We start from the raw sequence: 11,560 nt of genomic DNA, 5'->3' as shown, positions 1-11,560 counted from the left end.
GCCTTTATATTGCTTTTTATATTAAATATTTTTACTTTATGAATTTTGATTTTTCAATTTTTGTTCCTTTAGTACCGTTTATAATGGGTTTTTTCCTAAAGACATTACTTGATTTAAATTTAGCGCCCCATTTAATAAAAACATTGAGCCATATTCCAGTTAGATCTATTTATAGAATTAAATCTCCAGATATCTGTGGTTTATGGATTCAACTCTGGGAAATTAATGACAGTGAAAAGTATGTACCAGAAGTTAGTAGGAAAAGTGAATTAAAAATAAGTCAATTTGGAAAGTACTTTTATGGAGAATTTCGTTCTAACAATGATGAACAATATGCGGTTTTTGGTGAAATTAGAGGAATGAATTTACTTGGTACATGGTATGATAAAAAAAATGAATTTGGATATTATGGCGCTTTTGAGCTCAAAATTATCGACAATAATCTAATTAAGGGAAAGTGGCTCGGGCATTCATCATCTGATTTAAATCAAATAAAATCAAATGAATGGAATTGGAGCCGATAATTCAATGGTTTTTTGTTGACGAATATTAATTATTATCTTCGCATTTCATACAATTCAATTTACAATGCCAAAACCGTTCCTTAGATGGGCAGGTAGCAAAAAGAAACTTTTGCCTGAGCTGGAAAAATACTTTTCGAATGATATTAAAACATATATAGAGCCTTTTGTAGGCTCCGGACAATTGTTTTTTAAATTACCAATTAATTCAGCAGTTTTGGGGGATACAAATGCTCATTTGATAAAAACATATGAACATATTAGAGAGAATCCAGAAGAAATTCACGAAATTTTATCTGGATTCCCATGTGGAAAAGATGAATATTATGAAATACGTAAAGAATATAATAAAGGAAAAACTGGAATATATAATTCGGCTCTTTTTTTATATCTTAATACTTTTTGTTTTAACGGCCTCTATAGAACCAATAACTCTGGCCAATTTAATGTTCCTTATTCCCCTAGTAGTGGACATATAATTGATTTAGAAACTCTCCTAAAAATTTCTCAATTTTTAAAAAAAGCCGTATTTATAAAAGGTGACTTTGAAAACGTAGTTCTTGAGAACTGCAACGCAGGAGATTTTGTTTATTTGGACCCACCGTATGCTATTAAGAATCGGAGGATTTTCAATCAATATGGGCCAGATAGTTTTGGGACGAATGATATAAAAAGATTAAAGGAGTTATTATCAGAAATCAACTATAGAAGTGCAAAATTTGTGCTAAGTTATGCACTTTGTGACGAATCTTTGGATTTAAGTGATGACTGGAATTCTGAAGTAGTAAATACCACTAGAAATATCTCTGGCTTTGCGCAACATCGAAAGGTTGAAAAAGAAGTTATAATAACTAATATCGAAAAATGAGAATTGCAATCATAAGCGACTTACATTGTAAACACTCAGGCTCAGAAAATGGGACGAAATCAACGCTTTTATACACTGATGATGTAACTGGAAGTCCATTAATGAATCCTATAAAAGCATTGCAAAAACTTATTAAAGATAAACAAATCAAATGCGATATAATTTTATGTCCTGGAGATATTGCTGATAAAGCGGACCGACAAGGCCTCGCAACTGGTTGGCAATATTTAGAGAAAATTCAATCAGCAATGAATGCTAAACTTTTGATAGCTACGGTTGGCAATCATGATGTCAATATAATGTGCAAAGATGAGGAGGATCCAATTGGTGTTTTAAAGGAATTTGAGCAAGATTATCCTATTCCAGAATACTTAGAACTACATAATCAGTTTTGGCAGAATGACTTTTGCATTGTACAAAAAGATAACATATTGATTCTTGTTTTTAACAGCTGTCACTCACATAGAAACAAAGGTAGTAGTCGATCTTCAAATGTTACAAAGGATCAATTACGGAAAATTGAAGAAGAATTAAAGGGTATTAATTTGAAATCCTTTGATTATAAAATAGCATTATGTCACCATCATCCTTTGAATCATGGGAATTTAGATAATCCTGATAGTGATTTGATAAGTAATGGTGATGATTTGGTTAAAACCTTAGAGTTTTTCGATTTTCAGGTTGTTATACATGGTCATAAACATGAACCAAAACTAACTTATAGAAACTCTATCGCAGTATTTTGCTCTGGCAGCCTTTCTTCTACTCAAAATGTCTTTGATTTAAGAATAGATAATACTTTTCATATTATGGAAGTAATGCCCAATCAACCAAAGGGGAAAATTGAGTCTTGGGTACTAATACCAAAAAAAGGCTGGATTCAAAAGACAGGGACATATTTCCCTTGCTTTACTGGATTTGGAGCTCAAATAGATATGCGAACTTTAGCACAAAATTGTGTAACATGGCTTCAAAGCAAGGAATCTTATTTATTACATTTTGACGACCTAAAACGCGACTTCCCACAATTAGATTTTCTTACACCTAGTGAACAGATTCTTTTTAATAAATATTTAGAAGAGTTAAATGCTGAATTAGCTCCAAGTTTTCCAGATACACCAAAAATTATAGGTCTAAAAATATCCAAGAATGATTAACCAGAATTTTAACGATTCCTTTAACGCTAGATATCTTAACTTCGATCAAATTGCGAAAACATTTATTAGCAATGATCAGTTTTCTGAATTATTGCGAATGAATCATTCGCTTTTGATGGGTCCTAGAGGAAGTGGAAAAACTACTCTATTAAAAATGTTAACAACTCCAGGATACTATTATTTGAAACAAAAAAATAAGGCTATTCCACCACTACCTTTTTCAGCAATTTATATCCCTTCAGATATTCAATGGAAAAAGCAAATGGATCATTTCTATAGACAAGAAATGTTAAGTCAAGAAAAGAAAGAAATCATTTCTCGCTTTTTAGTCACTACAAATATTTTAGATTGTACTATTAACACCTTTAGATATCTAATAGAGTTTGAGTTCCCAGAGAAAATCTTATCAAGAAATCTATGCTTACAGAAAGAAGCTGAATTATGTAAATTGTTAATTGAAGATTTCGACATAGAGCAGAGTATTAGCCCAAATCTCCTTTCGATTCAAAAATCACTTAACAATCGGATTAAATACTGTAATAAATTAATAAATAAATTAAAATTCGGTTTCGCACAAGAAAATGACCTCGATAACATTCCTGAATTTTATTTTAATGATTATTATCAATTATTATCAGCAGCTTGTACTTCTTTTGAAAATGTGTTTTGTGAAGGTAAAAGTAGAAAATGGGCTCTTTGTTTTGACGAGTTAGAAATTAGTCCACAGTGGTTGCAGTTTGAGCTAATAGATAAATTGAGATCCGTTGACCAAAGATTTTATTTTAAACTAGTTACTAGCCCGATTATATCTTTGGTTGATAAATTAACGCCAGAAACTATAAATGCCTCTGAAGGCGAAGATTATAAAATAATACGCACTTGGAACTATGACGATTCCTGTACTTCTAAATGGAATGATTTTTCTAGAATTTTGACGGAAAATAAGCTTAAAAATATAAACATTGATTCGACTGCAGACCAATTTTTTGGAATGTCGGCGTATGAAAGAAATCTAAAATTATCATTTAAAATTGAACCCAAAATCAGTGGAAAATATGATAAAGGATCATACTATTGGCAAGTAATTAAAGAATTGGCTATTATCGATTCTAGTTTTGCAAAATTCTTAGATAGAAAAAATATATCATATAATAATCCTACGCCTAAATCAATCGAGGAGAAGGATAAAATTTTTAGAAAAATAATACCTATTGTTATTTTTAGGTATCAGTTTAACAAAAGTTTTGGACGTCGATCAAGAAAAAATCCCTCCTTATTTTATGGTGTCCCTTTCATTTATGAATTATGTGACGGAAATCCAAGGTTCTTGATGAATTTATTAGATTCACTTTTAAATACTACTGTGAATAATGAAAAATCTAATTTAGATATAAATAAACAATCATTAATTATTAAGAATATATCTCAAAAATATCTCGAACTCATCAGAGCACATCCGGATGCAAATCGGGAAATTTACACTAGTGTAGTAATTAACTTAGGTGACATTATTACAAAAATTGGACAATATTTTAGAGATAAATTATTGAGGGATGAGTTTAGTATGGACCCTGTAGGTTCATTTATTGTAGATGCTCGGGTATCTCCTCATATTTCTACATTAATTGAACTAGGAGTGCATCTTGGCGCAATTATTTATCTAGATCCTGACGAAGGAATTAGTAAGAATGGATTACTTGGTAAAAGATTACGACTATGTTACCTTTTGTATCCTATATTTGATTTTCCAAAGCGAGAATATAAGAGTGTTAATCTCTCAAGTATCTTATATAAAGGCAGCAGCAATCAAATTCAATCTCAATTACTTTTTGAATTATAAATATGAAGATCTTTAGCAGCTATTGTGATGATAGTGAATTACAACGAAAATTTGATTTGGGTATTTTTTCGTCTGGCTATGAGCCACGTTCAACTCATATTTTTTCGAAAAATGTAAAGTGCGACATGAATATTGTTTTGGGATTCAAAAGCTTTCAAGACAATGTACATAGAATTAAAAACGATGTTTTTTTTAAAAAAAAACAACTGTACAATAAAATTAGCTGACGGAAACGATTCAAATGTAATTCATGACATTTTGGATACATTTGCATTAAATTGCTCTCTAGAAAGTATCAGAATTCTAATCGATTATTCTTCAATGACAAGAGTATGGTACGGTGAGATATTATCGTATTTTAGAGATACGCCGCATAATTTCACAGAAGTTGAAATAACATTTGCATATAGTTTTGCGAAATTTGTCTCTCCACCAAGTGAGAATTACAGAAACTTATATGTAAGTCCAATTGATGGATTTTCGTATTTTTCAATTCCAGATAAACCTACAGCAGTTTTAATTGGTTTAGGATACGAAAAAAATAAGGCTTTCGGTTTAAGTGAATATTTCGATGGTGAAACTTTCGTGTTTTATAACGATGATGCGATAGATAACCGCTTTAATACATCTATCGAAACGATCAATCAATCACTTTTAGAAGTTATCGCTGAAGAAAATAAGTTTTCTTTTCCAATTTATGATCTAGAGTTTTCTGAAAGGCAATTGCTTTCCCTATGTAGTTATCTACAAAACGAGTATCGTATTATAATTGCACCTACTGGACCAAAACCTTTCACTTTAATAAGTTTGATAATATCCTTAAAAATTAGAGAAATAGATGTCTGGAGGATAAGTCAAGGAGATAATCGTAAAGCGATACCATTTCAAGCTGAAGGAAAATTATCTCTATACAAAGTTAAATTCGTATATCATGAAAGAAATCTTCAAGAGTAATAATTTAATAAATATAGATATATTTTTTGTTAAGAAATAGCACCTTATTTTTAAATTTGAGACTGTAACTTGAATTATATCGGAGGAACAAATAAGATTATTTGTATTCAGTTATTCAAACGAAAAAGTCATTAAAGAAAAAGTGAAGACTTACCATTTTTGAAGACTTACCATTTTTCAAACAGTGAATAAATATAAAATATGCTTTAAGTGAATATTCCGACAAAAGTACACCACGGATTCCGGACGAAAGTACACCAGATTTAGTGACCAATAACCCGAGCTATTTTACAGCTGGATTGTATTAACTTTTCAAACTTAATGATTTTTTTTCTTTCTCAAAGACTTCCCCTGTAGCGATAGTCTGTGTGCGGTGGATATTACGGTTTGATTTGTGCCAGTCATTTCGGTCGGATGGTGCCAGCTATTACGGTTCAAATGATGCCACTTTAGTGGTTTAATTTTCGCTCATCCATCCGTATTTTTTACGGTTTGAATCGTGCCACTTTAAAAAGATCAAGAAAGAATTACCTTGTCGCTTTAAATACAGCGATATGGCCAACAAACTAGATCCGATGGACTTAAAACAAATACTCACATTACATCTGGACGGTTACAGTAACCGTAAAATAGGTTCCGTTCTCGGTATTTCCCGCAATACAGTCAATACCTATATGCAGCTATTTGCAGGCAGCGGCTACTCATTCAAGAAGCTTCTGGACTTTGATACCGCTGCTTTATCCGAACTGTTTTCATCCCATACGACGCTGGACGCTACCCGCCATAATGAACTCATGCTTTACTTTCAGGGGGTCAACAAGGCCCGGAATCATCCCGGCTTTACCTTTCTGTATCATTATCAGCAATATGTTGAGCTGGCCGCAGAACCATATAGCTACACGCAGTTTCTCGAACATTATCGTCGTAAATATCCAAAAGAAAAGGGTTCAATGAAACTTCAGCATATTGCGGGAGAAGAAATGTTCGTAGACTTTGCCGGGAAGAAGCTGCAGATCATCGATAAACATACCGGAGAGGCTATCGCTGTGGAAGTATTTGTGGCCATACTGCCGTGCAGCCAGTACACCTATATCCAGGCCTAATACAGGCCCAACTTAGCAATCTTTTTTTCTTAAATATCCAGTGGTATAGTTTGCCGCGGAATTATTGGTGCACTTTGTGTCGGAATGGCAGTCTTTCTAGAACAGTCTAAAAGACCGCCAACTTATAATTAGGCTGCTAAAAATTTACACCAAAGTGGTGTATTTTGCAGCGGAATCACTGGTGTACTTTGGAGCGGAATGGTGGTGTAGTATGGTGCGGAATATGCATTAAGTGTCTTGTCCTGAAATAGCTTTACCGTATTGGTTAATGTTTCATTTGTACATCTACTGCTATTTCCTCGCATCGTATTTCGTACTTTTTTTCAGGCTTTGAATATACATTTACTGATTGATGAGTAGTTGCAAAAGAATTGTCATACACATAGGTGCTTGATCCTAATAATTTTTCTTCGACAAAATCGGTTTCATAAACAGATATTCTCCCTGCAGAATACTGATTGGCTAGCCGTTCTATTTTTTTGATGCGATAAAGGTTATCCACATCTTGTGTTCTATCATCGGGCATAAGAATAAATAGATAATCTCTTGCTCTACTAATGGCAACATTCAGAACATTTTGTTTATTTAAAAACATATTTTGTGACCTTCCAATACTATAAGGCGGATTGAATACTGAAATTATAATATCACACTCATCTCCCTGAAAACCATGTATAGTACCTATTAAAACCTCTGCCTTTTCGTCATCATTATGCAACCTAGCAAGCAGTTTTTCGATCATCATAGCCTGAGCTTTATAAGGGCAGATAATTCCTATTCTGAATTTATCTCTATGACTTAGACGAATTTGATTTACAACCTGCATTACAAATTCTACTGTAAATAAAGCCGAATAAACCTGATAATTGGATTTATTTAGTGTATTTGGCTTATAAATACTTTCATATTTCTGTACAGGGAACTTAATAATATTTACATCCTTAAAATCAAGTCCCGAGATATTTAATGGCTTTTGACTTGATAATTCCCTATGATGACTCAAACTGCCATTGTAAGTGAATTGACTAAATACCTCTCCGATTGTCGGTAAACTACGGTATTGTGTACCAAGATTTATGATTTCAAATTGATGTGGTATAGTTACTGGGTTAATAAATTTAGTAAGTTGTACCATTTCATAAATGTTCAAATCTTTCCACTGATCTATTTGAGTTATTGGTTGTATTTGAAAAGGATCTCCTGCGATAATAAATTTTGAATTGGATTTTTGATAAAGTATATATGCAATACTGGCAATGTTTATCATTGATGCTTCATCAATAATTATGTAGTCCCAATCCAAGAATTTTAAATGTAACCTTTCTTCGAGAACATCGGGATGAAAATAATCGTATGCAAATCTTGCAACAGTTGTTATTGTAGTATTTTTAGGCTTTGTTCTAATGTCGAAACTTTTATCTATGACAAGACCACTATTTTCCAATTCAACATCGCTTGTTGTACCAAATCTCAATAACCAATTATAATACGATTCGTCTCCTTCCATTTTTTCGACAATACGCTTTGTAAGCACATCTGCGGCTTTATTTGTAGGGGCTAGTACTAATACTTTCAGATTTTCATCCCTTTGCATTAGGGGTATAATTTCATTTGTTGCCAAGTAAGTTGTTTTTCCTGTACCAGGGGGACCAAAGATAAATCGTATCTGATCTGTAATATTTTGCTGTAAATTATAATTATCTTCAAACCCGAGTTGGTAAAAAGCTTTTCTCAGTTCTTCTAAAATAAAAACCGGGTTTTTTATATCAATTACTGCCCGACCAACTTTTGTTAAGTCGATATTAGAAATATCGGCAGATTTTTTAAGTTTTGCTCTAAGAGTGTATTCCTTGACGCTTACAACTTCAACGGTTACATTCTTTGTTTCATCACCTTCATATAGACGTATTTGCATATCTCCAATATCTTCTATTGATTGGGGGATATATCTATTCGGATGTTTTAAAACTAAAGTTCTCTCGGTTCCTTTTTCCTGCTCAACTTTTGAAAATTGAATGGATATCTGCTTGCCTGACGAATTAGATTCCGAACTATTGAGATATTCTAATTCCAGTAAAGCTTTGAACCAACCAAATGAATACTTTTCAGAAGTATTTGCTAATTCTGTTAATTTCTCAATTCTCGTTAATTCTTCTACTTGAGCCTCTGCCTGCAGTTTTAGCTTTTCTATTTTCTTCTGTAGGTTTACAGAGGGTTTCGTATAGTCATCCTGATCTACCGGAGCCTCTTCTTGTTCTACCAAATCAATATCGGGCAGAGAAGGAATTTGAATTTTTGATTGTTCAGGATGATTCTGCTCTGATTCTAATCTTTGCTTACGATTTTTCTTAATTCCTTTATTGATATTAGATAATGTTTTCTGAAAGTCGTTATCTGTTATAGGTATTTCATTAATCGGGAAGAGAGTGGTAATAGGTTCGACAGAACTTTTCCTTCTAGCTATTTCTTCAATAAAAGCATTGAGCTCCTCAGTAGTTATATTTTCAGCTAAAAGTTTTTTTCCTAATTCATAGGCTTTTTTTTGATCATCTGTTAAATCTAAATCCGCATCTGGATTAATAATACCGATAAACTCTAAAAGAACATTTATGTAAGGATCATCTTGATTATAACATTCATTCAGATTATCAATTGAAAGCTCACTAGCAGATACAAACTCTTCATCTTTGTTTAGTAGCCATTTGTCATTTTGAAGTATAGATGCAGCAGTAGAGGTAAAGTTCATACTGCTCTGGTATGAACCGTTTCTTGGATAGTAATAAAATTTCCCGGAAAATTTTCCCTTAAGTAATGATACTGTTTGCCCTTTGGCAAAATGTAATAAATAATTCCAGATAATAATCGAAACTTCAGGGGTTATATTACTTACGGCATCGCTAAGCCCTTCTAATTCCTTATCAGTTAATTTTTGATGTTCGTTATATTTATATGAAATCAGTACGTTATCCAAACCAAACATTTCCTTATTTTCCACATCGGCATCCAAATTTTTATTTTTAAGTCTTGGGTATAAGGTAACGCCTAATTCTAAAAATAGCTTTTTAGTAGTTTCGGCTTTAGTTCCACTTAAGTATTCAATATAAAAATCGTCATCAACAAAATAAATATTATTTGTATTTGCGTGGTATTTGACTAATTCTACATTATTAAAATAAACATCTGCTGGCTTGGAAAAGAATCTTGTTTCTTCTCTTTGCGAATTACGACAGGCAATAAAAGATATATCTTTAAGCTTATTAATCAGTTCTATTTGATGTAATGCGGAACAGTTTTCGTAATAATTCAGAAATGTTTCAAAATGCTGCAAAATCAAGTCTGAATCATCATAATTAAATGAGGCTTCATATTGTGGAATAATGTCGTTAAAAATTTCTGCTTGTACATCGGGCTTTCCTATACCTATCGCGATTATAAAAGCCATGGTATCTTTGTTATCAGCTAAAGGCTGATAAATAGTATCGTAACTGGAAGCTCTTTCTAAGGGCAGAAATATTTGCGGAGCAGTCAAGTCTTTATTAAAAGGAACGACAGCTTTTCTATTCTGATTTAATAAGAGCGGCTGCCTTATTGCGAGCTTTTCATTATCGTTCCATAAGTATTTATGATCTGCTAAATAAGCATAAAGCTTTATTAGCCAATCATCGGTCTGTTTTTCGATAAAAGCTGCTGTAAATCTTCTTATTAGTTTTTTAGCATCTACTGATTCTGAAATAATATTATTTATATAGCTTTCTAAAGGTTTATTCGCTTGATTCAATTGTTTTTGACCTTTTGAAACAAATACCCAACCTGAATTAGGGTTATTGAATAAATCGCTTATCTGCTCATTGCTGAATAATTCCGACAGTTCAGGATCGGCAGCCCAATAAGCTTTTGCTTTAGGGAAATATTTTCCAAATCTCCCAGGTAATATAGGGTGATTAAGGAAAGCTTTCCTTACTTCGGTATAAAATGCTAAGAATGAAATTCTACTATTTACTCCAGTTTGGCTATAAGCTTGTGAATTGTAAGGTATTATATCCAGAAGCGAATCATCAATTAGGTTACTACCGTTTCGAACTCCAATATCTTTTAGTAGTCTAATAGATTCTCCTGACAATTCTGCTAATAATTGAATAAGAGAGTTATTCCAATTGTCATTTGTCTTAATTCCTTCTCGACTATCGGTTAATAAAAACGGTGCTTGAACGATGAAACCTAATTTTGTATCTTCTTTAGTAGGGAAAAAGCAAAACGCTTCATAGTTGTAACCTGTTTCTAGTTTAGAATTGTTTTCTAAAACGAAGAAACCTGTACTAATTTTGAACTTAGCTTTTGTGGATGTTTGAATAATTTGCTTAGTGAAAAGCCAAATTTCCTCACTCACTACTTTTCCGTTTTCATTACTTACAACCTCGAAAAGTTGAGCAGTAATATTTTCAAAATCAATGACTTCTTTTTCTGTTTTGGAATAAACACCTTTCTTAATTTCTGATTCCCATTCTATTTTTTCGAGATTACTTAAAAATAGGATAGGTTGAAATAGATTGTCCAGTTTGTTTTCAATCTCTTTATAAGCATCTTCAGGAGTTTTTGATTTGTGATTAAAAGGAAAAAAGAATAAGGTTTCTCCATTAACCCTATCTTCTCCATTAGGATTAACTTCAATCGGAACTATATAATTCTCTAGTCTAAAGGTAAAATTGTCGTCATATATATGAGGTGTATCACTATAAGCAAAAACAGCTTTAAACCCAATTCCAAATTTGCCAATTTTTTGATCATCTATCTTTGTAGAATTTCCAATAGAAGTTATTGAATTAATATGCCCTAATGTTCCATTTTCAGAATCTAATTCTTCATTTTCTGGATCAGAAATTGTGAATCTTACAGAACCGTTATGTTTAAACCATAAACCATCTTTTTTAAGTTTAAACTTTACCCAGGTAGCTTTAGTATCATCTGCGTTCTGTAATAATTCATAAATAAAGTGGGCAGAATCAGAATATTTTTTAATTGCTGTTTCCCAAATTCCACGATATGATTTTTTAAGTAAAACCTTTACATCGGTTTCTTTTATGTCTTTTAAAGTTGCGAAGTATTTTTGATTCATTATT

Annotated in this window: 7 protein-coding genes; 6 read left to right on the top strand and 1 reads right to left on the bottom strand. The window is 32.3% G+C overall.

Features of this window, described 5'->3' with window-relative positions; all coding sequences use genetic code 11:
• Window positions 1–38 precede the first annotated feature (38 nt).
• The 6 genes from BV902_RS13125 (at window position 39) to BV902_RS13095 (ending at window position 6,443) form a co-directional block, all read left to right on the top strand.
• Complete coding sequence (locus BV902_RS13125) at window positions 39–524, top strand: hypothetical protein (protein WP_075992328.1); 486 nt, start codon at window positions 39–41, stop codon at window positions 522–524.
• A 64-nt stretch (window positions 525–588) separates the two neighbouring features.
• Entirely contained in the window at window positions 589–1,389 is an 801-nt protein-coding gene (locus BV902_RS13120; RefSeq protein ID WP_075992327.1) for a DNA adenine methylase, read from the top strand.
• Window positions 1,386–2,546, top strand: coding sequence for a metallophosphoesterase family protein (locus BV902_RS13115; protein WP_075992326.1), 1,161 nt, complete (start codon window positions 1,386–1,388; stop codon window positions 2,544–2,546). Before BV902_RS13120 ends, BV902_RS13115 begins: the two co-directional genes overlap by 4 nt.
• The gene (locus BV902_RS13110) at window positions 2,539–4,386 is read left to right on the top strand and encodes an ORC-CDC6 family AAA ATPase (protein ID WP_075992325.1); all 1,848 of its coding nucleotides are present in this window, start codon (window positions 2,539–2,541) and stop codon (window positions 4,384–4,386) included. Before BV902_RS13115 ends, BV902_RS13110 begins: the two co-directional genes overlap by 8 nt.
• A 162-nt stretch (window positions 4,387–4,548) precedes the next feature.
• Window positions 4,549–5,340 carry a hypothetical protein gene (locus BV902_RS13100; RefSeq protein WP_157626056.1) on the top strand — a complete coding sequence of 264 codons (792 nt, stop codon included), beginning with the start codon at window positions 4,549–4,551 and terminating at the stop codon, window positions 5,338–5,340.
• A 554-nt stretch (window positions 5,341–5,894) separates the two neighbouring features.
• Window positions 5,895–6,443, top strand: a complete 549-nt coding sequence (locus tag BV902_RS13095) for a LuxR C-terminal-related transcriptional regulator (RefSeq protein ID WP_237242136.1) — start codon at window positions 5,895–5,897, stop codon at window positions 6,441–6,443.
• 265 nt (window positions 6,444–6,708) lie between these two features.
• Here the strand turns inward: BV902_RS13095 and BV902_RS13090 are convergent, their stop codons facing one another.
• A complete protein-coding gene (locus BV902_RS13090; RefSeq protein ID WP_075992322.1) occupies window positions 6,709–11,556 on the bottom strand; it encodes a DEAD/DEAH box helicase in 4,848 nt (1,615 codons plus the stop codon).
• Window positions 11,557–11,560: the final 4 nt, after the last annotated feature.

It is taken from the genome of Sphingobacterium sp. B29 (assembly GCF_001952815.1).
Classification (GTDB): Bacteria; Bacteroidota; Bacteroidia; order Sphingobacteriales; family Sphingobacteriaceae; genus Sphingobacterium; species Sphingobacterium siyangense.
This window is presented reverse-complemented; position numbering and strand designations above follow the sequence as displayed.

Coding starts and splice junctions, on each gene's coding strand:
- BV902_RS13110 (WP_075992325.1), top strand. CDS start 2,539: ATGATTAACCAGAATTTTAACGATTCCTTTAACGCTAGATATCTTAAC.
- BV902_RS13090 (WP_075992322.1), bottom strand. CDS start 11,556: ATGAATCAAAAATACTTCGCAACTTTAAAAGACATAAAAGAAACCGAT.
- BV902_RS13115 (WP_075992326.1), top strand. CDS start 1,386: ATGAGAATTGCAATCATAAGCGACTTACATTGTAAACACTCAGGCTCA.
- BV902_RS13120 (WP_075992327.1), top strand. CDS start 589: ATGCCAAAACCGTTCCTTAGATGGGCAGGTAGCAAAAAGAAACTTTTG.
- BV902_RS13125 (WP_075992328.1), top strand. CDS start 39: ATGAATTTTGATTTTTCAATTTTTGTTCCTTTAGTACCGTTTATAATG.
- BV902_RS13100 (WP_157626056.1), top strand. CDS start 4,549: ATGTACATAGAATTAAAAACGATGTTTTTTTTAAAAAAAAACAACTGT.
- BV902_RS13095 (WP_237242136.1), top strand. CDS start 5,895: ATGGCCAACAAACTAGATCCGATGGACTTAAAACAAATACTCACATTA.